This window comes from Alloyangia pacifica (genome assembly GCF_020524285.1).
Taxonomy (GTDB): domain Bacteria; phylum Pseudomonadota; class Alphaproteobacteria; order Rhodobacterales; family Rhodobacteraceae; genus Salipiger; species Salipiger pacificus_B.
Window position 1 is genome coordinate 192797 of sequence record NZ_JAIVKX010000012.1, and the last position, 22125, is coordinate 214921.

At 66.1% G+C, this 22125-nt stretch carries 19 protein-coding genes, 1 tRNA gene, 2 pseudogenes and 1 riboswitch; of the genes and pseudogenes, 14 read left to right on the forward strand and 8 right to left on the reverse strand.

Translation table 11 applies throughout. From position 1 onward, the window contains the following. Window positions 1–44 precede the first annotated feature (44 nt). Window positions 45–228, reverse strand: a riboswitch (cobalamin riboswitch). Window positions 229–410: 182 nt separating this feature from the next. Next, a complete protein-coding gene (locus LC039_RS17735) occupies window positions 411–605 on the forward strand; it encodes a hypothetical protein (protein ID WP_226626968.1) in 195 nt (64 codons plus the stop codon). A gap of 90 nt (window positions 606–695) precedes the next feature. Here the strand turns inward: LC039_RS17735 and LC039_RS17740 are convergent. Beyond that, window positions 696–771: transfer RNA gene (locus tag LC039_RS17740), tRNA-Ala, on the reverse strand. Window positions 772–936: 165 nt separating this feature from the next. Next, on the reverse strand, window positions 937–1254 hold the full coding sequence (locus tag LC039_RS17745; RefSeq protein WP_226626969.1) for a TIGR02300 family protein: 318 nt from the start codon (window positions 1252–1254) through the stop codon (window positions 937–939). A gap of 105 nt (window positions 1255–1359) precedes the next feature. On the opposite strand from LC039_RS17745, the gene LC039_RS17750 reads away from it, so the two are divergent. From LC039_RS17750 to LC039_RS17760, 3 genes are all read left to right on the forward strand, one after another. Continuing rightward, the gene (locus LC039_RS17750; RefSeq protein WP_226626971.1) at window positions 1360–2052 is read left to right on the forward strand and encodes a M48 family metallopeptidase; all 693 of its coding nucleotides are present in this window, start codon (window positions 1360–1362) and stop codon (window positions 2050–2052) included. A 34-nt stretch (window positions 2053–2086) separates the two neighbouring features. Next, window positions 2087–2740, forward strand: coding sequence for a GntR family transcriptional regulator (locus tag LC039_RS17755; RefSeq protein ID WP_092423177.1), 654 nt, complete (start codon window positions 2087–2089; stop codon window positions 2738–2740). 85 nt (window positions 2741–2825) lie between these two features. Then, the gene (locus tag LC039_RS17760) at window positions 2826–3728 is read left to right on the forward strand and encodes a DUF1206 domain-containing protein (RefSeq protein WP_226626972.1); all 903 of its coding nucleotides are present in this window, start codon (window positions 2826–2828) and stop codon (window positions 3726–3728) included. 888 nt (window positions 3729–4616) lie between these two features. On the opposite strand, the gene LC039_RS17765 is transcribed toward LC039_RS17760, so the two are convergent. Beyond that, a complete protein-coding gene (locus LC039_RS17765; protein ID WP_226626974.1) occupies window positions 4617–5579 on the reverse strand; it encodes an acetyl-CoA carboxylase carboxyltransferase subunit alpha in 963 nt (320 codons plus the stop codon). 110 nt (window positions 5580–5689) lie between these two features. Continuing rightward, the gene (locus tag LC039_RS17770; protein WP_226626975.1) at window positions 5690–6283 is read right to left on the reverse strand and encodes a LysE family translocator; all 594 of its coding nucleotides are present in this window, start codon (window positions 6281–6283) and stop codon (window positions 5690–5692) included. Between the two features lie 72 nt (window positions 6284–6355). Between LC039_RS17770 and LC039_RS17775 the strand changes: the two genes are divergently transcribed. The 5 genes from LC039_RS17775 (at window position 6356) to LC039_RS17795 (ending at window position 12234) form a co-directional block, all read left to right on the forward strand. Further along, window positions 6356–6808, forward strand: a complete 453-nt coding sequence (locus LC039_RS17775; protein ID WP_226626977.1) for an Lrp/AsnC family transcriptional regulator — start codon at window positions 6356–6358, stop codon at window positions 6806–6808. 73 nt (window positions 6809–6881) lie between these two features. Continuing rightward, entirely contained in the window at window positions 6882–8705 is a 1824-nt protein-coding gene (locus LC039_RS17780) for a GMC family oxidoreductase (RefSeq protein WP_226626979.1), read from the forward strand. A 214-nt stretch (window positions 8706–8919) separates the two neighbouring features. Then, a complete protein-coding gene (locus LC039_RS17785) occupies window positions 8920–10446 on the forward strand; it encodes a phospholipase D family protein (protein ID WP_226626980.1) in 1527 nt (508 codons plus the stop codon). 75 nt (window positions 10447–10521) lie between these two features. After that, window positions 10522–11616 carry an AI-2E family transporter gene (locus tag LC039_RS17790; protein ID WP_226627001.1) on the forward strand — a complete coding sequence of 365 codons (1095 nt, stop codon included), beginning with the start codon at window positions 10522–10524 and terminating at the stop codon, window positions 11614–11616. Window positions 11617–11697: 81 nt separating this feature from the next. After that, window positions 11698–12234 (forward strand): HdeD family acid-resistance protein, encoded by a 537-nt coding sequence (locus LC039_RS17795; protein WP_226626982.1) that lies wholly within the window; start codon window positions 11698–11700, stop codon window positions 12232–12234. Between the two features lie 47 nt (window positions 12235–12281). On the opposite strand, the gene LC039_RS17800 is transcribed toward LC039_RS17795, so the two are convergent. Further along, complete coding sequence (locus tag LC039_RS17800; protein WP_226626984.1) at window positions 12282–12683, reverse strand: excinuclease ABC subunit B; 402 nt, start codon at window positions 12681–12683, stop codon at window positions 12282–12284. Between the two features lie 117 nt (window positions 12684–12800). Between LC039_RS17800 and LC039_RS17805 the strand changes: the two genes are divergently transcribed. Together LC039_RS17805 and LC039_RS17810 are read left to right on the forward strand one after the other, a co-directional pair. After that, window positions 12801–13070, forward strand: coding sequence for an I78 family peptidase inhibitor (locus tag LC039_RS17805; protein WP_226626986.1), 270 nt, complete (start codon window positions 12801–12803; stop codon window positions 13068–13070). A gap of 142 nt (window positions 13071–13212) precedes the next feature. Continuing rightward, a complete protein-coding gene (locus tag LC039_RS17810) occupies window positions 13213–13506 on the forward strand; it encodes a hypothetical protein (RefSeq protein WP_226626987.1) in 294 nt (97 codons plus the stop codon). An 84-nt stretch (window positions 13507–13590) separates the two neighbouring features. Here LC039_RS17810 and uvrB read toward each other — a convergent pair whose 3' ends face one another. Continuing rightward, entirely contained in the window at window positions 13591–15789 is a 2199-nt protein-coding gene (gene uvrB, locus LC039_RS17815; RefSeq protein ID WP_319003730.1) for an excinuclease ABC subunit UvrB, read from the reverse strand. A gap of 264 nt (window positions 15790–16053) precedes the next feature. On the opposite strand from uvrB, the gene LC039_RS17820 reads away from it, so the two are divergent. The 3 genes and pseudogenes from LC039_RS17820 to LC039_RS17835 all read left to right on the forward strand — a co-directional run. Beyond that, window positions 16054–16365: an ETC complex I subunit gene (locus tag LC039_RS17820; protein WP_095881673.1), complete on the forward strand. Its 312-nt coding sequence runs from the start codon at window positions 16054–16056 to the stop codon at window positions 16363–16365. A 166-nt stretch (window positions 16366–16531) separates the two neighbouring features. Next, window positions 16532–17971: a DUF6880 family protein gene (locus LC039_RS17825; protein ID WP_226626989.1), complete on the forward strand. Its 1440-nt coding sequence runs from the start codon at window positions 16532–16534 to the stop codon at window positions 17969–17971. 530 nt (window positions 17972–18501) lie between these two features. Next, window positions 18502–18813, forward strand: a pseudogene (locus LC039_RS17835) (ATP-binding protein); the annotation flags it as partial. A gap of 234 nt (window positions 18814–19047) precedes the next feature. Here LC039_RS17835 and LC039_RS17840 read toward each other — a convergent pair. Beyond that, window positions 19048–21357, reverse strand: a complete 2310-nt coding sequence (locus tag LC039_RS17840) for an Ig-like domain-containing protein (protein WP_226626990.1) — start codon at window positions 21355–21357, stop codon at window positions 19048–19050. Window positions 21358–22012: 655 nt separating this feature from the next. Beyond that, window positions 22013–22125 (reverse strand): annotated as a pseudogene (locus LC039_RS17850) (IS5/IS1182 family transposase); the annotation flags it as partial.

The following is a 22125-nucleotide window of genomic DNA, read 5'->3' on the forward strand; positions in this document are numbered from 1 at the left end:
CGGTCGGTTCTGCAGGTGGCGCCCCCGCGGGGTCGCGGGGCCGGAACGGCAGGTCTCCTGACTTGCGGCCATGGTCCCGAGGCCGCCTTCCCGCGCCAAGGGCGCAGTGGCTCCGCCCGGAGGGGCGGGTGGCTCGGAACGGTCGCTTACAGTTGCGGGGGCAGTCCCGGATTCCGCGGCCCAAGGCCGCGCCACCGGGTTCCCTTTTCATCCCGGATGGGAACCGTTCGCGGCGACCCTCGGGGCGGAGCCCGGCTTTGTCAAGCGGCGGCAGTCGCATCCGCCTGCCGGTTCGCCACGCGACGGGCTCCTTGCAGGGCCCGGCCATGCCGGTCCTGCCGCGACCTCCCTCTCCGCCGGGTGATGGGCGAAAGCCTTCGGCGGGCGGTCTCTGGCCACCGTGCAGGATGATGACGGGCGCGCAGGATGCCGCCGCCGCGACGCCTTGCGGTTTCGCCAAGACGGTCGTTCACCTCTGGCCGGGCGGTCGGGTCGCGATGGAAGGCCGGTTCATCGACGAAGACGAACACCAGCAGCAGGCGCAGGATCACCAAGCGCTGCTGTTCCGCGCAGCCGATGCGCGCGATCTGCAGGGTGGCCGCTAGATGCGGCTGCGCCACGTCTCCTGCGAGCCGTCTGTGCCGCAAAGGTAAATCCTCTGACGAGAACTTCTTGCTGCTTTTCATAAGGAGGATTGGTGGAGCCTAGGGGGATCGAACCCCTGACCTCTTGCATGCCATGCAAGCGCTCTCCCAGCTGAGCTAAGGCCCCAATCGCGGTGCTCGTTCCCTTGTCCGCCTTGCCCTTTCGGGCGTCTCGGCTTCGGTCCGGAGCGGTGTCCGCCGCGCCGTCTCCGGCGCTGTGCGGCGTGATCTATGGGATGCTGCGGGCGGGTTCAAGCGAAAAAATCACCGCCCGCAGAAAAAAGTTCGGAGCTTACTCTTCGTCATCTCCGGGGACGTCGGTGATCTCGTCCAGCGAGACGTTGTCGTCATCGTCATCGTCGAGAACATCATCGTCATCGAGTTCGACCTCGACGTCGTCTTCGAGCAGATCGCTCTCCTCGGTCTCCTCGGTCTGGGACCGGCGCGGGGCGCCATCTGCCTGGTCGGCCGACAGCATGGTGCGCTTGCCGGTGTCGAGTTGCAGTACCTCACCAGTGTACGGCGAGACGATCGGATCCTTGTTCAGGTCGTAGAAACGCTTCCCGGTGGTGGGGCAGATGCGCTTCGTGCCCCATTCTTCTTTGGGCATGGGTGGTCCCCTTCAGCTGGCTTGTACGGTCGACAATCTGAAGCCTCTGCCATAACACAGGGGCAGTGTCAAAACTTTTGGCCGATGCAGTCCAGAGGCGCAGAAATGGGGCAGATCACCCTTCCAGGCAACCCGCCGATCTCGGTCACCCTGCGCCGCTCGGCGCAGGCCCGGCGGCTGTCGCTGCGGCTCTCGCAGCTCGACGGGCGGGTGACGCTGACCCTGCCGCGGCGGCTCCCCGAGGCCGAGGCGATCGGCTTCCTGCGCGAGAAAGAAGGCTGGCTGCGCGGCCACCTCGAAAGCCGCGGTGCGGATGTTGCGGTGGGCCTCGGCGCCCGGCTGCCCTTCGAGGGGCGGGTGCATGAGATCCGCCCGGGGCAGGGGCGCAGCGTGCGGCGCGGCGACGGCGGGCTCGAGGTGCCCGGCGCGCCGGGGCAGGTGGCGGCGCGGCTGATGGGCTGGCTGCGCGCCGAGGCGCGCGACCGGCTGGCCGAAGCCTCGGATCGCCATGCCGCCGCGCTCGGGCTGCCCTACAGCCGCCTGACCCTGCGCGACACCCGTTCGCGCTGGGGCTCCTGCACCGCCGAGGGCGGGTTGATGTATTCCTGGCGGCTGGTCATGGCGCCGCCCGAGGTGCTCGACTACGTCGCGGCGCATGAGGTGGCGCACCTGGCGCAGATGAACCATTCCCCGGCGTTCTGGGCGGTGGTGGAGCAGCTCTACGGTGACTGGCGTCCGGCGCGACGCTGGCTGCGTGACGAAGGGGCATCGCTGCACCGCTATCGTTTCGGCGATTGACGCCGCGCGCGCCGCATCGGAGATTGCGCGCATTATGATCCAGCCCCAGCCCCGTACCTCCGATATCGTCCTCTCCGCCCACGAGCGCGTCTACCGCGGGCTGCGCCAGCGCATCATGCTGGGGCAGATCGCCCCGGGAGAGTCGCTGACCCTGCGCGGCATCGGTCGCGAGTTCGACGTCTCGATGACCCCCGCGCGCGAGGCGATCAACCGACTGGTGGCCGAAGGGGCGCTTTCGATGTCCTCCTCGGGGCGGGTCTCGACGCCGGAGCTGTCGAACGAGCGGATCGAGGAGCTGGCGGCGCTGCGCGCTCTGATCGAGGTCGAACTGGCCTCGCGCGCGCTGCCGCGCGCGCACATGGCGCTGATCGACCGGCTGCAGACGATCAACGGCACGATCTCCGAGATGATCCAGGCGCGTGACGCGGTGGGCTATATCCGCACCAACCTCGAGTTCCACCGCACGCTCTACCTGCGCGCGCAGGCGCCGGCGATGCTGGCGATGACCGAGACCGTCTGGCTGCAGCTCGGGCCGACCATGCGCAAGCTCTACGGTCGGCTGCGCCGCACCGAGGCGCCGCAATACCACCGGCTGATGATCGCGGCGCTGAAGGCCGGGGACGAGCCGGGACTGCGGCTGGCGGTGCGCTCCGACGTGACGCAGGGGCTGCGGATGCTCGCCACCTGACACGGGCCTAGAGAGACCCGCAGGGGAACCCCGGCGGGGGCGGGAGCATTGAGGGGGTAATCCTCAGCCAGCCCCGGAGCCTGCCATGACCCTCGCCGACTCGCTTTCGCTCAAGCCCGACTCGCGCCGCGCCAAGCGGCTCGAGGATGTGAACCCCGAGGACTTCGCCTGGTCGATCCCGATCATGCGCGCCGGCTATTCCGGGCGCGGGCTGGTCTACCTCGTGGTGGCGGGCGTCTCGCTCTGGTCGATCCTGCAAGGCGGGCAGGCCGAGGGCACCTCGGAGGCGATGCAGAGCCTGCAGGGCGGCTGGGGCACGGCAGTGATCGTGCTGATCGCCCTGGGCATGTTCGCCTATGCGGTCTGGCGGCTGGTCGACAGCATCTGGGATCTCGAGGCCTATGGCCGCGGCGCCAAGGGGCTCATTGCCCGCGTCGGCATGCTGGTTACCGGCGCGGCGCATCTCGGCATCGGCATGCTGGCGGTGACGCTGCTCATCGGGCGCAGCGGCGGCGGCAGCGGCAAGCAGATGCTCGACACGGTGCTGCAGAGCCCCGGCGGCCAGCTTGTCGTGGGCGTCGCGGGTCTGCTGACCATCGGGGCAGGGGGCTACTACCTGCACAAGGCGTATAAGGAAGAGTATCGCAACCACCTGCGCGCCAACCGCTTCACCACCCATATGAACGGCGCGCTGCGGGCCGGGCTGGCGGCGCAGGGTGTGGTGATCGGCATCATCGGCATGCTGATCTGCTATGCCGCGCTCCACGCCAATGCCTCCGAGGCCGGCGGGCTGGGTTCGGCCTTCGACTGGCTGCAGGGGCAGGTCTACGGCCGGGTACTGGTCGGGCTGCTCTGCCTTGGCCTGCTGGGCTTCGCGCTCTTCTGCTTCGTCAACGCCGGCTATCGCATCATTCCCAAGGCGGCAGATCGCGGCATCGAGTCCGTCGGCGCGCGCCTGCGCGCCGCGGCGGAGAATGCGACCTCCTGAGGGCAGGGGCGCCCGGGCTCACTGGCGGGGAGGTTCCGGGCGCTGCGCGAGGTTAGGCAATGCGTGAAGTTTCGGTGCTTGTTGGCGCGCTGACAGAGACTTGCGGATGACTTTTTCTTGCGGATGAAAGGTGGGGCAATTGGCAATGGTGGGCGATAGCCCGCGGTGGCAATGTTACGTGCGACGTGAGATGAGGCGGAAATTGGAAGTAAGGAAGGTTTAAGAAAATCATTGGGTGCCTAGGGGGCTTGAACGCAGAATAGTGATGAAAACTTGACGCGTAATACGGCATCTAGCTTAGAAATTGCTTTGCTCTCAATAAATTGTCAGCTGACAATTGCGCCATGTAGTAAGCCATGAAAGCGTCATTTTGTTGTAGCCCCTGCCGCACCTGATTTGCATGCGATGAGCAAGATGCCCGGTGTGAGCGATTGTTATCGCGGGGCTTTTTTGGAAGTGTCCTGCCTGCGCTGGCCAAGTCTGTAAGTTTTTCAGCGAGGCTGGATCGCTCGGGGTCCGAGGCGGTTTCTCGGTCAATCTGCACCGTGCGAAGATATTTGTGGAATTCCGGAGCAGAATTCTTGGATGATGCTCGTGAATGAGCCCTATTGCGGTCAAAGGATTAAGTGTAGGTTAAATATATCCATATTCTTAAAGCCGTCCTGTCAGGAGTCTTCAGGGAATAGGGCTGAATAGAGGCATGCCTTGGCGTGGCGATCTATGCGCCAAGTCTCAGATTTGTCTACATCATTACTTAAATAAATCGCGCAGTTCCAATTTACTGCGCCGCGGCCTTTATCTTCCGCCTTTACATGAAGAAGCCCCGGAATGCGGCGAGAACCGCACTCCGGGGCTTACGATGTCGGGGCTGTTGCCAGCCGAGTAAGCTCAGGCTGCGAGGCCCTTCGATCCCATGTCCAGGAACTTCTGGCGGCGTGCCTTGATCAGATCGGCGGGCGCCATGCCGTCCATTTCCTCGAGCAGGGCGGCGATGTTCTTGCCGACCGCGTCGATGGCGGCGAGCGGCGCGCGGTGCGCGCCGCCGAGCGGCTCGGGGATCACCTTGTCGGCGACGCCCAGCTTCAGCAGGTCCTGCGCGGTCAGGCGCAGCGCCTCGGCGGCCTCGCGCATCTTCTCGGCGTCCTTCCACAGGATCGAGGCGCAGCCCTCGGGCGAGATCACCGAGTAGACCGAATGCTCGAGCATCGCGACGCGGTTGGCGGTGGCGAAGGCCACGGCGCCGCCGGAGCCGCCCTCGCCGATGATCACGGTCACCAACGGCACGCCGATCTGCAGGCATTTCTCGGTCGAGCGGGCGATCGCCTCGGACTGGCCGCGCTCTTCCGCGCCCTTGCCCGGGTAGGCGCCGGGGGTGTCGACGAGGGTGATCACCGGCAGGCCGAACTTGTCGGCCATTTCCATCAGGCGGATCGCTTTTCGGTAGCCCTCGGGGCGGGCCATACCGAAGTTGCGCTCGATGCGCGACTGGGTGTCATTGCCCTTTTCATGACCGATCACCACCACCGGGCGATCGTTGAAGCGGGCAAGCCCGCCCATCACCGCGTGGTCGTCGGCAAAGCCGCGGTCGCCGGCGAGCGGCGTGTACTCGGTGAACAGGGCGTCGATGTAGTCTTTGCAATGGGGACGGTCGGGATGCCGCGCCACCTGGCATTTCCGCCAGGGCGTCAGCTTCTTGTACAGATCCTTAAGCAGATCGTCGGCCTTGCGGTCGAGCGCGGCGGCCTCGTCCTCCACATGCATCTCTTCGTTCTTCCGCGCCATGGCGCGCAGTTCTTCCGCCTTGCCTTCGATCTCGGCGAGGGGTTTTTCAAAGTCGAGATAATGCGTCATGCTCGGGCACTCTTGTTGGTCGCGGCCTATATGGCCTCGAAGGCGCGCGGATGCAACAAAGCAAGCTCGATTGCCGCATCTGCGGGGCCCCGGGCCGGTCCGCTGCGGGCTCAGCCCAGCAGCACCGGCAGCATCGAGGCGATTAGCAGCGCCGCCATGCTCCAGTTGAACAGGCGCAGCCGCGCAGGATTGGTCAGCACCCGGCGCAGGCTGCCGCCGAGCACGGTCCAGGTGGTGGTGGAGATCGCGCCCATGGCGACATAGGTGCCCGCCACCAGCAGCACGGCGGGCAAGTCTCGGCTGACGGCGTAGAGGGTGATCGCCCCCAGCGCCATCGACCAGGCCTTGGGATTCACCCATTGGAAGGCCGCTGCCTGCAGGAAGCTCATCGGCCGCGCGCCCGCTTGCGCCTCGCCCGGGGCGGCGGCATGGGCAATCTTCCACGCCAGCCAGAGCATGTAGAGTACGGACAGAACCGTCAGCGCGCCGCGCACCACCGGGAAGGCCTCGAAGACCCGCATCGCGCCGAGCCCGACCAGAAGCACCATCGCCGGGAAGCCGAGCGCCACGCCCAGCATGTGCGGCACGGTCCGTGCGAGGCCGAAGTTGGCGCCCGAGGCAAGCAGCATGAGGTTGTTCGGCCCCGGCGAGATCACCGTGACGAAGGCGAAGCCCGCCAGTGCGAGGAGAAGATCCTGTGTCATGGCGCAAGACTTGCCCGTTCGGCGCGGAGAAAGATTGCAATCAGCGGCGCTGTCCGGCTTCTATCGCAATTTATGAGCGAACTTGATTATATAGACGACCGGATATTGCGTGTCCTTGCGGCAGAGGGGCGGATCAGCAACCTCGCGCTGGCCGAGCGGGTGGGGCTTTCGGCCTCGGCCTGCCTGCGCCGGGTGGCGGCGCTGGAGAAATCGGGGGTGATCCGCGGCTATCGCGCCGTGCTCAGCCCCGAGAAGACCGGCATCGGCTTCGTCGCCTATGTCACCGTCGGCCTGGGGGTGCACACCAAGGAGTCGCAGCTTGCCTTCGAGCGGGTGATCAGCCGCGCCCCGGAGGTCAAGGAATGCCACAATATTACCGGGAATGTGGAATATCTCCTTCGGATAGAGGTGACCGATCTGGCCGCCTACAAGGAGTTCCACACGGAGGTGCTCGGCACCTTGCCGCAGGTAAGTGCCATAACCTCCTACGTGGTCATGGGGTCGCCAAAGGACGAAAGAGCCTGAGCGAGCCCGATTCGGACGGCACCGGTGGGCCTGACAGGGCTGCCGGAAGAAAACGGAAAAGGTTGACCGGACTATGACCGAGGCGCAGGCGGGCGAATTCGACTACATCATCGTCGGGGCAGGGGCGGCGGGCAGCGTGCTGGCCGAACGGCTCTCGGCGGATCCCGAAACCCGGGTGCTGCTGCTCGAAGAGAGCAAGGGCGCGGGCGGACACTGGGCGAGCCGGGTGCCGGGGGCGCGTGGCTGGCTGCAGCGCGACCCGTCGCGGGTCTACGGCTACCACGTCGAGCCGGGGTCGCGGGGCCCGGCGGAGCGCTGGCTGCGCGGCCGCATGCCCGGCGGCACCAGCGCGGTCGGCTCCATGCTCTGGGTGCGCGGCGGCGAGACCGACTGGGCACAGATGGCCCATGCCACCGGCAGCGAGGCGTGGGACTGGCCCGAGATGTCGCGCGCGCTGCGCGAGCTCGAGCACCACGCCTTTGGCGGCAGCGAGATACGCGGCCGCGGCGGGCCGGTGTCGCTGCGGCTGTCCGAGCCCCTGCGGCCGCTGATGCAGGCGGTGATGAAGGCCGGGGCGGAAAGCGGCTGGCGCCTCCGCGAGGATCCCAACGAGGCCGACCCCGAAGGGCTCGGGCCCGCCGCCTGGACGATCGACGACAAGGGCCGACGGGTTACCGCCTGGACCGCCTTCGTGCGCGGCGCGAAGGATCGCCCCAACCTGCGCATCGAGACCGGGGTACGGGTCGACCGGGTGCTGATCGACGAGGGCCGTGCCTATGGCATCGAGGGCCGCCGCGGCACCGCGCAGCTGCTGTTCCGCACCCGCGGCGAGGTGATCCTCTGCGCCGGGGCGGTGATCACCCCGAAGATCCTGATGCTTTCCGGCATCGGTGACGGCATGGCGCTGCGCCGTGCCGGGATCGAGACCAAGCACCACAGCCCCAACATCGGGCGGGGGCTGCGCGACCAGCTTGCACTGACCACCAATTGGCGGCTGCGGCACTGGCGCGACAGCGACAACCGCGCCTACACCGGCGCGCGGCTCTGGATGAACGCACTGCGCTACCTGCTCTCGGGGGAGGGGGCGCTGGGCCTTGGCGGTGCCGAACTGGTGGGCTTCATCGCGTCGCAGAAGTCAATGACCCTGCCCGACCTGATGATCACCGCGGCGGCGCATTCGCAGGAAGCGGCGCAGGGGGTGGCCGGGCTCGAGCCGGAGCCGGGGATGCGGTTGTCGGGGCATATGCTGCGGCCCGAAAGCTCGGGCTATGTCTTCGCGGCCAGTCCCGACCCGGATGCACCGCCGCAGATCGAGGCCAATCACCTCTCGACCGAGCGCGACCGCGGCCGCGCCATCGCCACCCTGCGCCGCTTGCGCGAGTTGGCGCGCCGCCCGGCGCTCACCGAGTTCATCGAGGGCGAGACGGTAATCTCGGCCTGGGCCAAGAGCGACGATGACATCCTCGATCTCTACCGCCGCTACGGGCGCTCGGCGGGGCACGCGGTGGGCAGCTGCGCCATGGGCCCGGACGATCTCGACCCGCTCGACGCGCGGCTCTGCCTGCGCGGGGTGGCGCGGCTGCGGGTCTGCGATGCCTCGATCTTCCCCGAGATGCCGGCAGGCGGCCCGCTCGCCCCGGTGATGGCGGCGGCCCTGCGGGCGGCGGAGTTCATCCTCGCCGATGCGGCGAAGCGTGGCGCGGAGGACGCTGAGGCGGACGGTGCGGAGGAGGCGGCGGACGCGGATGCGGAGACGGCCGACGGCGAGGTGGCTGCGGTCGTCGACGCGGCGCCCGATGATGCGCCTGATGATGCGCCCGGGGAAAAGCCCGCACCGCCGGCGCCGGGCGCGCAGCCCGAGACCGAGACGCGGCCCGCGGCGGCCTCCACGGGCTGAGGCATGCCGTGATTGCCTGCGCGGGGGTGAGTTCCCGGTCGCGGGCATGGGGCGGCGTTGGGCGTGCCTCCATGGCCGCTCTAGGGCGCGCGTCGCGGGGCCGTGCGGCTGCGGCGCAAAAGCCGCGCTTGGCGGGCCATGTTTCGGGGTCGGCTTGCCGCAGAGGCTGGGCTCGGCGAGGCTGATCCTCCGAGCACAAGATCCGAGGCCCCCCATGTTCCGGTCATTTTGCGTCTTTCTGGTCTGCCTCCTTCTGGCCGGCTGCACCAGCCAGCCGCCCGAGGGGCCGCGCCCCACGAGTGTCGCGCTGCAGGCACCGCAGGGCGCGTGGCTCTCGCGGTTCACGCAGGAATGGCAGGGCCGCGCCGACGGCGCTTCGGGGGTGCACATCGTCGGCAACGGCATCGATGCGCTGGCGCTGCGGCTCGGCCTCGCCGAGCAGGCGGTGACCAGCATCGACGCCCAGTACTACCTTCTGCACAACGACGAGTCGGGGCGGCTCTTCGTCGATGCGCTGCTGCGCGCGGCGGACCGCGGCGTGCGGGTGCGGCTGCTGCTGGATGACATGGACACCCGCGGCTACGACGAGGCCACTCATGCGCTCGAGACGCATCCGAATATCGAGGTGCGGCTGTTCAACCCCTTCTCGCGGTCGCGGAGCAAGGCGCTTTCGGCGCTGTTCGAGTTCCGGCGGATCAACCGGCGCATGCACAACAAGTCGATGACCTTCGACGGTCGGGTGACCATCGTCGGCGGGCGCAACATCGGCGACGAGTATTTCTCGGCGCGCGAGGAGTCGAACTACGACGACCTGGATCTGCTGGCGGCGGGGCCGGTGGTGGACGACGTGGCGCGCACCTTCGACAGCTACTGGAACAGCCGCTATGCCATCCCGGCCTCGCAGGTGATCGCGCCGAAGGAGGACGGGGCCGACCTTGCCACGGTGCGGGCGCGGCTGGCGGAGCACCGCCAGCGCATCGCGCAGGCCCCCTACGGCGGGGCGCTGCTCGATCACATCGCGACACTGAAGCGGCAGCCGCCGCGGTTCACCGCCGCGCAGGCGACGCTGCTGTCGGACCCGCCTGAAAAGGCCGCGGGCGATCTGCCCGCCTCCGAGACCTTTGCCGCCGCGATGCTGCCCTACGTGAACGCACTGGAAAGCGAGTTCCTCGTGGTCTCGGCCTATTTCGTGCCGCGGGACAGCGGCACTGCGCTGCTCAGTTCGCTGGAGGAGCGCGGGGTCGAGGTGACGGTGCTGACCAATTCGCTCGACGCCACCGACGTGCCGGCGGTCTACGCGCACTACGCCCATTCGCGCCGCGACCTGCTCGAGGCCGGGGTCGACCTCTGGGAGCTGCGGGCCGAGAAGGAACGGCCCGACCGCACCCTGTCGGGGCTTGGCCTGTCGCGCTCGGCGCTGCACGCGAAGGCCTTCGTGCTGGACCGCAAGCTGCTGTTCATCGGCTCGTTCAACTGGGATCCGCGCTCGGTGCGGATCAACTCGGAGATGGGTATCCTTGTGGAGTCGCCCGAGCTGGCGGCGCAGGCCGCGGCGACGCTGAAGCGGCTGCTGCCCGAGGCAGCCTTTCACCTGCAGCTCGACGAGGACGGGCGGATGCAATGGCTCGAGCATGATGCGGGCAATCGCTGGCGGCTCTACCGCGCCGAGCCGATCCTGTCGAAGATGCGCGCCACCACCGCCTGGCTGACGGGTCTGTTACCGATCGGCGGGCAGCTCTAGGCCCGGCCGCGTTGACATCGCCGCCCGCATCGTTCCCACTCCGGCGAGACCCGCCCGGAGGATGACAAGGTGCCGATGAGGGATACGCCGTTCCAGACGCTGGTGCTGTCGACCATCTTCGTGCTGGCGGCGGGCACGCTGCTGGTGCTCGGCCGGACGATCCTGCTGCCGATCGTCACCGCGACGATCCTCGTCTACCTGCTGGAGTCGGTGGCGGGCGCGCTGCGCCGCCTGCCGGTGCTGCGGCACCTGCCGCTCGGCGTGCTGCGCCTGCTGCTGCTGGTCTTCGCCGCGGCGGTGGTCTTCATCCTGGCGGCGGTGGTCTCGGCCACGGTGCGCGAGATCATGGCGGTGGCCCCGACCTACGAGGAGAACCTGCGCAGCATGGTCGACGGCATCGCGGGGTATTTCCACTTCGAGGACGATGCGCTCTGGGACCGCATCACCGAGGAGACCTTGGGGCAGATCGACCTGCGGCGCTTCTCGCTGGCGGTGCTGGGCGGGTTCACCAACCTCGGCTCGGTGGTGCTGATGGTGGTGATCTACGCCGCCTTCATCACCGTCGAGCGGCGCTCGTTCCAGCGCCGGCTGACCGCCGGGCTGCGCTCGCCAGAGAAGAGCGAGCGGGTGCTGGCGGTGGTCGGGGCGATCAACGAGAAAATCAGCCGCTACCTCGCCTTCAAGACGCTAATCAACGTGGTGCTGGGCACGATCTCCTACGGCATCCTCTGGGCCTTCGAGGTCGACTTCGCGCTGTTCTGGGCGGTGGTCATCGGGGTGCTGAACTACATCCCCTACGTCGGCTCGCTGCTGGCCGTGGCCTTTCCCGTGGCGCTGTCGCTGGCGCAGTTTGGCTCGATCGGCATGACGCTCGGGCTCGGGGCGGCGCTGACCGCGGTGCAGATCACCCTGGGCAATATCATCGAGCCGCGGCTGATCGGGCGGCAGCTCAACCTCAGCCCCTTCGTTGTGCTGCTGGCCCTGGCGCTCTGGACGACGCTCTGGGGCATTCCCGGCGCGATCCTCGCGGTGCCGCTGACCTCGATCCTCGCCATCGTGCTGGCCAGCTTTTCGAACACCCGCTGGCTGGCGCTGCTGCTGGCCGAGCGGGTCGATGGCCCGGAGGGGCCCGAACACGTCACCCGGGAGAGTGAACTTCCCGAACGTTAACGGGAGGTTGACAGAACCGTGATCGCGGGCGCACCGTCGGGGCACCGGTCTCGCGCCGGGTGATATTCAGGGAATTTGGAAATGCAGCATTGGCTTATGTGGATCATCCTCGGTATCGCGAGCATCCTCGGCGGGATCTTCGCGCTGTTTAACCCCTTTGCCGCCTCGGTCGCGGCGCAGACCATCGTCGCCTGGTTCTTCCTGATCATCGGCGTCGTGCAGGCGATCAGCATCTTTCGCGTCACTCGCATGAAGGAGCGCCTGCTCGCCATCCTGCTGACCATCATCTACCTCTGGCTCGGCATCAGCTTCCTGGCCAACCCGCTCGAAGGCCTGGTCTCGCTGACCCTGGTCGCGGCGATCATGTTCCTGGTCAGCGGCATCGCCAAGGTGGTCTATGCCTTCTCGGTCGGCGACGGCCGCTACAAGCTGGCGCTGCTGATCAGCGGCGCGATCTCGGTGATCCTGGCGATCATGATCTTCACCAACTTCCCGTCCTCGGCGGCGGTGGTGCTGGGCGTGCTGCTCTCGGTCGAGCTGCTGTCGACCGGCGTGGCGCTGGTAGCCTTCGGGCTGGTGCTCAAGCAGCATCCCGAACTGCGCAAGCCCGCGGCCTGAGCGCGGCCCGGCCCCGACCCCGGCCCCACGGGGCCGGGGCTTAGCGTCTAGTCCGCGTGCACGGTCGCGGGGTCCACCTCTTCGGGGAAGCGTTGACGGCATTCCGCCTGGCCCGCCGCGGCGTCGCGGCGGAGCTGGGGCAGGGCGGCCTCGATCTCGGTGGCCCGGCGGCGCAGCTCGAAGGCATTCACCGGCACGCGGCGGGTCACCGGCTCGGTGTCGGTGCGCCAGCAATAGTGCGGGTGCTCGCCGTAGGCGCCGCAGAGCTGCCAGCGGCGGCGGGTTTCCCATTCGGTGACATAGGTGTAGCCGCGCGCCAGGTCGCGCGCGATCCGGCTCTGCTCCTCCAGCGCGTCGGCGTAGAAGCGCGCGGCGTCCCGCGTGCAGCGCTCGTAGGGCGTGCCGCAGGCCGCGAGGCCGAGGAGGGAAAGGAGCAGGAACCGGCGCATGGGGAAAGGCTACTCCCGATCGTGCCACCGGCCAAGCGCGACATTCGCATCGGCGCGGCGTTGAGACACACGCTCGCGAGACCTATCTGTCTGAAACAACACCCAAGGAGAGAGAAGATGATGGGACGGATCGCGATCGTGCTGGGCCTTTGTGCCGGTCTCGCAGGCTGCAGCGAGACGGAGACCGGGGCCGACGGCGAGGACAGCTGCGGCGCCGCACCCTACCAGACCCGCATCGGCCAGTCGGTCGAGGAGCTGGGGCTCACGCCGGGGGAGAAGCTGCGCATCCTCAGCCCGGGACAGCCGATGACCATGGATTTCCGTCCCGACCGTCTGAACATCGAAACAGACAGCACCGGGCAGATCCTCCGCGCCTTCTGCGGCTGAGCGCCGTGGCGCGTTTGAACGCGCAAAATAACACATTGGTTCCGTAGAATATTTTCGGAACCTCTGTGCCGCTCTCACGGTTCCTTTACCGAACATCACGGCGCCTCACCGCGCCGGAGCCAACAACCGGAAGGGACCTGAAATGCGTACCGGATCCATTGTCGCCCTCGTTGCTGCCGCCGCCGTCGTGATCGGCGTCGGCGCCTACATGATCGATTTCGACGTCACCGACGAGGGCAGCCTGCCTGACGTGGATGTCTCGGTCGAAGGTGGCGAGATGCCCGAGGTCGATGCCGAGGTGGGCTCGGTCGAGGTCGGCACCCAGACCGAAGAAGTGACCGTGCCGGATGTCGACGTCGAGGTCGACACCAAGGAGGCCGAGGTCACCCTGCCCGACGTCGACGTGACACCGCCGGACGAGAAGAACGACGGCTGATCGCCCTGATCCTAAAGAGCTCCAACAAGAAAGGCCCTCTCCACGCGCCGTGGGGAGGGCCTTTTGCTATTTCGAAGATGCCGCTCAGCGCTTGCGCCGCTTCACGTTGCCGCCGCGCTGGCCGGGGCGACCCGCGGTGGAGCGGCCCTTCGACTTCACCGCCGCCTCCGAGGCCGCCTCGATCGCCGATTGCCGCGCCAGCGGGTCGTCGTGGATCGCCAGATCGACCGCCTCAAGCCGCTTGACCTCGTCGCGCAGCCGCGCGGCCTCCTCGAACTCGAGGTTCTCGGCGGCCTTGCGCATGTCGGTGCGCAGCCCCTCGAGCACCGCCTCGAGGTTCGAGCCCTGCTGCTTGGGGTCGATGGTGGCGGTGACGCGGTTCATGTCCACGTCGCCCTGGTAGAGCCCGGCAAGGATGTCGTCGACGTTCTTCTTTACCGTCGCCGGGGTGATGCCGTGTTCCTCGTTGTAGGCGATCTGCTTCTCGCGGCGGCGCTCGGTCTCGGCCAGAGCCCGCTCCATCGAGCCGGTGATCCGGTCGGCATACATGATCACCCGGCCCTCGGCGTTCCGCGCGGCGCGGCCGATGGTCTGGATCAGCGAGGTCTCGGAGCGCAGGAAGCCCTCCTTGTCGGCGTCGAGGATGGCCACCAGCCCGCATTCGGGGATGTCGAGGCCCTCGCGCAGCAGGTTGATGCCGATCAGCACGTCGAAGGTGCCGAGCCGCAGGTCGCGCAGGATCTCGATGCGCTCGATGGTGTCGATGTCGCTGTGCATGTAGCGCACCTTGATGCCCTGCTCGTGCAGGTACTCGGTGAGATCCTCGGCCATGCGCTTGGTCAGCACGGTGCAGAGCGTGCGGTAGCCGTCCGCCGTCACCTTGCGGATCTCGTCGAGCAGGTCGTCCACCTGCATCTTCACCGGACGGATCTCGACCTGCGGGTCCAGCAGGCCGGTGGGGCGGATCACCTGCTCGGCGAAGACGCCGCCCGCCTGTTCCAGCTCCCAGTTTGCCGGGGTCGCCGAGACGAAGACCGACTGCGGGCGCATGGCGTCCCATTCCTCGAACTTGAGCGGGCGGTTGTCCATGCAGGAGGGCAGGCGGAAGCCGTGCTCGGCGAGGGTGAACTTGCGCCGGTAGTCGCCCTTGTACATGGCGCCGATCTGCGGAACCGAGACGTGGCTTTCGTCGGCGAAGACGATGGCGTGGTCGGGAATGAACTCGAAGAGGGTGGGCGGCGGCTCGCCCGGGGCGCGGCCGGTGAGGTAGCGCGAGTAGTTCTCGATGCCATTGCAGACCCCGGTGGCCTCCAGCATCTCGATGTCGAAATTGGTGCGCTGTTCAAGCCGCTGCGCTTCCAGCAGCTTGCCCTCGGAGACGAGCTGGTCGAGCCGCTGGCGCAGTTCCTTTTTGATCTGGATGACCGCCTGCTGCATCGTCGGCTTCGGCGTCACGTAGTGCGAGTTGGCGTAGACGCGGATGCGATCGAAGCTGCCGGTCTTCTCGCCGGTCAGCGGATCGAACTCTGTGATGCTCTCCAGCTCCTCGCCGAAGAACGACAGCTTCCACGCCCGGTCTTCAAGGTGGGCGGGCCAAATTTCCAGCGAGTCCCCCCGCACCCGGAACGCCCCGCGCGAGAAGCCCGCGTCGTTGCGGCGGTACTGCTGCGCCACGAGATCGGCGATGATCTTGCGCTGGTCGTACTCGCTGCCGGCGTGCAGGTCCTGGGTCATCGCGCCGTAGGTCTCGACCGAGCCGATGCCGTAGATGCAGGACACCGAGGCGACGATGATCACGTCATCCCGCTCGAGCAAAGCGCGGGTGGCCGAGTGGCGCATCCGGTCGATCTGCTCGTTGATCTGGCTTTCCTTCTCGATGTAGGTGTCCGACCGCGCCACATAGGCCTCGGGCTGGTAGTAGTCGTAGTAGGAGACGAAATACTCGACCGCGTTGTCCGGGAAGAAGCCCTTGAACTCGCCGTAGAGCTGCGCCGCCAGCGTCTTGTTCGGGGCGAGGATGATCGCCGGGCGTTGTGTCTCCTCGATGATCTTGGCCATGGTGAAGGTCTTGCCGGTGCCGGTGGCCCCGAGCAGCACCTGGCTGCGCTCGCCGTCATTGACCCCCTGCGCCAGCTCGGCAATCGCCGTCGGCTGGTCGCCCGCCGGGGCGAACTCGGTCTGCATGCGGAAGCGGATGCCGCCCTCGAGCTTCTCCCGCGTCCGGACATCCGGCGCGGGAGCGTGCATCATCGGGGTCGACTTGTCGGAATGGGCATAGGGCATGGGGTTATCTCGGCGGTCATCTCGGGGGATCTCCGGGCGCCTGCAAAACGTGTCGCGCCGCGCAGCGGTTTCAAGGGGTCTGCCCCGGGGGCTGCCGCGGGCGGCAGGGGACTCGGGGTGAGGGGGCTGGCATTTTCGCTAAATGTTCCTCTTCTATGGGCGAGACGCAAGGGTTCGAGAAGATTTGCCGCACTGCCGCGCCGCGATCTCTTGCCCCGGCAGTCTAAATTCCCGATAACGCCAATGAATGTCAGGAGGGATTCCATGCGCGCACGGATTTACCAGCCGTCCAGGACGGCGATGTCTTCGGGACAAGCCAAGACGAGGGACTGGATTCTCGAATTCTTCCCCGCCTCCCCGCGCGAGGTGGACCCGCTGATGGGCTGGACGTCGTCCTCGGACACCCAGAGCCAGGTGCGCCTGAAGTTCGACAGCAAGGAGGCCGCGCTGGCCTATGCCGCCGAGCATGGGATCGAGGCGCAGGTGAACGAGCCCAACAAGCGAAAGCCCAATCTCCGCGCCCGCGGCTATGCCGAGAACTTCGCGGTCGACCGCCGGAGCGCCTGGACGCACTGAGGGTTGTAAGAGACACCTGAGTTTTTCCCACGGAAGGCTGAGTTTTTCCCGGAAACTACATGTAGGGCGCCCGCTGGGCGTCCTTTCCATATCTAGCGCATGCTTGCAAAGCGCGCGGCCAGGCGCATGATCCGGCGCAAGGCTATTGCATACGAGGAGGATCCCGATGGCGGCAGGCAAGGCTCTGAACAAGAAGAACCTCCTCGCGCTGGGTGCCGACACGCTGGCCGACCTGCTGCTCGAGGCGGTGAAAGGCGACGCTGCGCGCCAGCGGCGGGTGCGCATGGCGCTTTCCGCCGATTTGGGCCCGGAGGCGATCACCGCCGACGTGCGTAAGCGCTTCGCCTCGATCCGCCGCGGCCGCAGCTTCATCTCCCGCAAGGCACAGAAAAAGCTGGCGCAGGAACTGGCGGAGCTGACGACGCTCATCGAGACCAGCATCGCGCCCGATGCACCGGACGCGGCTTTCGATCTGCTCTGGGCGCAGCTGCAGCTCGCTGCCGGCATCCATGAGCGCACAGACGACAGCTGGGGCACCATCGGCGACGTCATGCGCGAGGCGATGGCGGCGATCAGTGAGTTGGGTCCCAAGCTCAGCAAAGACCCCGAAGCGCTGGCCGACAGCGTCTTCGAGGCGATCTCGGACGATGGCTACGGTGCCTTTGATCATGCCGTACCCGCGCTGGCGGAGGCTCTCGGGGGCGCTGGCCTGTCCCGCCTCAAGGCACTGGCCGAAGCGGCCTGCGAAGCGCCGCTGACCGATGCCGACTTCGCCCGCTACGATTTCATCTCCGACCGCGATGCCCGCGCTGACCGCGCCCTTGCCGGGCGCAACCGCACGGCGGAGATGCTCCTGCAGGACGTGGCAGATGCCGAGGGCGACGTGGACAGCTGGCTCGCGCAATACAGCCCCGAGCAGCTGACCTACTCGACGATCGCTCCCTCCGCCGCGACCCGGCTGCTGGCGGCAGGTCGCCCCGAAGACGCTCTGCGGCTGATCGAGGCCGCTCTCCCCGGCGACAGCGGCGATCCGTGGTTCGACACGCCCGAACTGGACGCAGCGCATTTCGCCTGCCTTGAGGCGCTCGGCCGCAAGGACGACCTGCGGGCCGCGCTCTGGAACCGCTTCGAGCGGCGGCTCTGCTCCGACGCATTGCGCCGCCACCTCAAGCTTCTGCCCGACTTCGAGGACATCGAGGCCGAGGACGCCGCGCGCCGCATCGTCCTCGCCTGCAAACCGGTCGAGAAAGCGCTCGCCTACTGCCTGCAGGCCCCCGACCTGCCGCTGGCGGCTGAATTGATCGAAGCCCGCAGCGAGGAGATCGACGGCGAAGCCTACGAGATCCTCACTCCGCTGGCCGACGCCCTCGCCCCCGGCCACCCGCTTGCCGCCGCGCTGCTGTGGCGCGCGATGATCGACTTCGCGCTGGGTAGGGCCCGCTCCGGGCGCTATGGCCACGCCGCCCGGCACCTGATGGACTGTGCCGCCGCGGACGCCGAGATCCTCGATTACGGCATGCACCTATCGCACGCGGACTATCTTGAAGCGCTGCGTGCGACTCACGCGAGGAAATCAGCGTTTTGGGAGCGTTTGCGGGAAGGGTAGCTCCCTCGGGCCATCACGTGTCCGACAGCAGCCACGGATCATTCCTCAGTATTTGATCTGCGTGCAGAGAGTTACCATTTCGAGCGCTCCTGGCTGGGATCGACTGTCCGCGGCTTTGAGGCTTGCCGGGCATCCAGCGCTATCGCCGCGGCGATGCGCGATCGCATTGGGTTCACGACTTCCAGTTGCTCGAGGCCGACCCCCCACTGAGCACTGCAGCGTGCGACCCTAAGAAGTATTCCTTGAATGACACCTGAGCGCAGAGAACGGGCGGTCGGGCGTGTGCCCCCAGGGCGTCCGCTACGCGCAGGTAGCGAACCTTTGCCGGAGAGCCCAGAGCGCTCGCTCAGCGCAGGAACCGAACGGTCGAGCGGGCCGCCAGAATGGGCCCAAGCCGCAAATTGCGGACGGTGGCCGCTCGGCCCGGTCAGGCAGGACAGCGCTGAAAGCGCGCTGCTGCCCCAAGGCGCCCTCGCGGAAAATCCTCCGGTCGATCTTCGAGCCCTCCCGGGATCGGGCGAGTGCGATTGCTCAACCACCTCGACCTGGTGATCCTAGACGAGCTCGGATACCTGCCGTTCAGCGCTTCAGGAGGCGCCTTGCTCTTCCATCTGCCGAGCAAGCTCTACGAGCGCACCAGCGTGATCACCACCACGAACCTCAGCGTCAGCGAGTGGGCCACAGTGTTCGGTGACGCCAAGATGACCACCGCGCTCCCCGATCGGCTGACCCATTGCTGCCACATCCTCGAGACCGGAAACGACAGCTTCCGCTTCAAGGACAGCGCGGCTGCAGCAACGCGGAAAATGAGGGAGGGAAGCCCTGACTTGACCCAAACATGACCCGCTCATCATAATCCAAGGTGGGTCACTTCTCGACGGAACCCCCGGGTCAGTTCTGGGTGGAAATCAACAAATCTGTGGATCGAACCAGATCGAGAGGGAGCCACGTCGCTTGCGCGAGGCGTTGCGCTCGGACCAGAACTCGGCGCAAGGACCTGTTGAGCCGGTGGGGCCGTCCATGTCGCCAGCTCGAAGAGAAAGCGGGACGGCCCTTGCCCGTCAGACGCGGCAGACTCAGGCGTAGGCCAGGATCTGCTCTGCCTCGAAGGCGAGATTGAAAGTGTCATTGAAGACATCAATATCTGCGATGGGCTCGGTGAACCCGAACTCGAACAGCGGGCCGAGGCTGACGCTGTCACTGAAGCCAAAGATATCGTAGCCCGCCTCGGCGGAGAGGATCTCGACCGCCCCACCGAGATTAAAGCCGAGTTCGGTCAGATTGCTCAGCTCGGACTCGGGTATGACCGTGAACTCGTACTCCACATCGCCGTCACCATCGCCCGCGGCATCAATGGCTGAGGCATTGCTGATCTGCAGGCTATCCCCGATAGTGAACAGTTGGTTGCTGCCATCCTCGAAGGCGAGCACCCCGACAAGATCCCCCATGGACATCTGGAATTCCTGCAGGAAGTTGAGCCCTGCGCTTGCGACGACGTTCAGGATGTCGAGACTGGCATAGAACGGGCCGAGGTCGACACTGGGGTTCAGGGGATTGGGAACCCCGAGCAGCGTGAAGATCAGCTGATCCACATCGAGGTTCAACTGCAGGAAGTTGTTGCTTGCCCCGTTTGCCTCGACCGGATCCAGCGGCGGTGCCGTGCCGACGGCGCTGATTTCCGGCCAGGCGAAATCGATCGAGAGCACATCGAACGGTGACGGTAGATCAATCGAGCCCGCCAGGTCGCTGCTGTCGATATCGATGATCGAGGCGCTGCCCGGGCCAATTGCGATGCCTGGGAAGTCGATCGTTTCCTTGAGCGAGCCGAGCTCTCCGAAGCTGATCTCCACCCCGGCATAGGCCTGCAGCAGGATATCCCACAGGAAGCTCAGGTTGTAGCTGCCCGACGGACCTTCGGTCATGAAGCCTGCGTCGGTCAGGTTGGCGCTGGTTTCGATGAGCAGCTCGTCCACGGTGGTGTTGTAGTTGGTCTCGACGCAGACCTCATAGTCCGCCGTCGCGTCGATGCTGCCACCGTCGAACACCAGCGTCGACTGGAAGCCGAGTTTTATGTGCCCTTCTAGACCCGCAAAGAAGGGGCCGACGTCCAATCGGTTGTCGAAGCTGCCGGTGTCGAACCCCAGGAACCTGTCGTCGATGAACTGGAAGGCGTCGCCCGAATTCCAGATGCTCTGGTTGTCCGCTTCGAAGGCGACCGCGCTCAGCAGCTTGTTGTACTCGTAGGTTATGTCGATCGTCGCCGATCCGGTCTCCGTGTCGCCGTTGGACAACTCTTCAGACGTCGCCGTGAAGGTCAGGTCGAAATCCGCATCCGTGTCCAGCGGCAGGGTCAGAAGGTAATCCTGCATGAAGGTGGTCTGCTGACCCGGCGCCATCACCTCGGGTCCTGCGGGCGACAGGGTCACGCCCTCCGGCAGCGCGCTGCTGACAAGCTGCCGGATGAATTCGGAGTTGTCGTCGTCGGTCTGCGTCGCGGTGACGACGAGGCGGATTTCGTTGACGTTCTCGGTGGCGAACGCCTGGATGGACACGTCGGGAATGTCCGCAACTGCCTCAATGGCTACGGCCACGGTGGCGAAATCCGTTCCGCCGTTATTGTCAGTGATGCAGTAGGTGAACTCATCCGGCCCGCTGTAGTCGGTATCCGGCGTGTAGAGGATCGCGTCACCCGGCAGGAGATCAGCGTCGTCGCCGTCGATGATCTCGACCGTGCCATGCATCGCTCCGAAGACCTGCGTGATCGTCAGCGTGTCACCATCGGCGTCGGTGTCATTGTCGAGAACGTCGAATTGAACGCCCAGGGCAACACTCGCCGGATCGTCCAGCCCCAGGCGGCCGTCCTCGAAGATGTCGTAGGAATCGTCCCGGGCATCCGGCGCGGCGGGCGCGATGGTGGTCAGCTTCGCCGAACCGTCGCGATCGCTTCCGAAGACCCCGACACTGGTCAGACGCACGCCAAATTCGACGTTCGCGATGTCGTCGAGGGTGAACTCGCCCTCGCCGGAGAGGGTGAACGTCGTGGTCTGGATGTCGCCGTGGTCCTTGCCGATGCCCGGTCCGCCGAATTCGACACCAACATCAAAGCCCTTGGCCTTGCCGCGCATGTTCGCCCCGTTGCCGAGGTCGATAACGTCGCCGGTCGCCAGTTCGGTCACATCGGAGCCGGTGGAGCCTAGGCCCGCCAGAACGGACTCGTCATTCACGTTCAGGAAAAGCCCGCGAAGATCGGCTGTCACGCCCTCGGCAGAGGTCAGGACCTCGACGGTAAACTCGATCGATCCGTCGATCTCCACTGCCGTGATCTGAACATCTGGCGCCCCTTTAACGCCCGGAATGACGAAGGTTATGCTGCGAACGCAATCCATTTTCTCTCCTCCCCGGAAAGTTAGAAATGCAGCGCCAAAACGGGGGCCGGACCTGAATGAATAGTGGATGGCGATGCACTAGGTACTGAACCGCATCCGTCACAAGGATGCAGCGTGTCGAGGCTTCCGGCCAATCTTCTCGGAATGGTTGTGCTGAATAACTTGAAGTATTTAAACCCTTCAAACAATACGAAATATTAGCAACATTATTACGCCAATATGATTATTGTCACCCAATTGGAGACGCGCCGCGCAATATCGAGAACAGTTCGTTTACAGTTTGCGTGCAAATGATCCCGCTTACATTGTGCGCTGTTCTCGAAACGCCCAACTCGACTCGAGGTGCAATCATTTTCAAAGCCAGAAGACGAGGATTGTGACGGGAGCAATGACGGTCCGGAAAACTTTCGGACATCTGTCGTATCTGGATGCGAGCCGCCGCCAATCCTTGCGCCTGCCGAACGTAATCTCGCTTCAGTTGCGGCGCTTGTCGCGGCGGCGAACATCCCTAACCGAGATGTTTCGCTCTTTCCGCCGCTCGGCGTCACCTTTCCATCAGGTGCAGACGTGCCCTCTTTGGCCGCTGATCGGTGCTGCCGAAGACTCTGTTGCACAAATCGGCTGATGATCAGGCTCCCCCTTTCCCCAGACGGACTTATCCCACGGCCACAGTAACGGGTATGCCGAGCGCGGTGTGACCGTTCATGACGGCGATACGGACTTGGACTTCCGCAAGCTGACGGTCGAAATCCCGGGCCATGAGGCGTT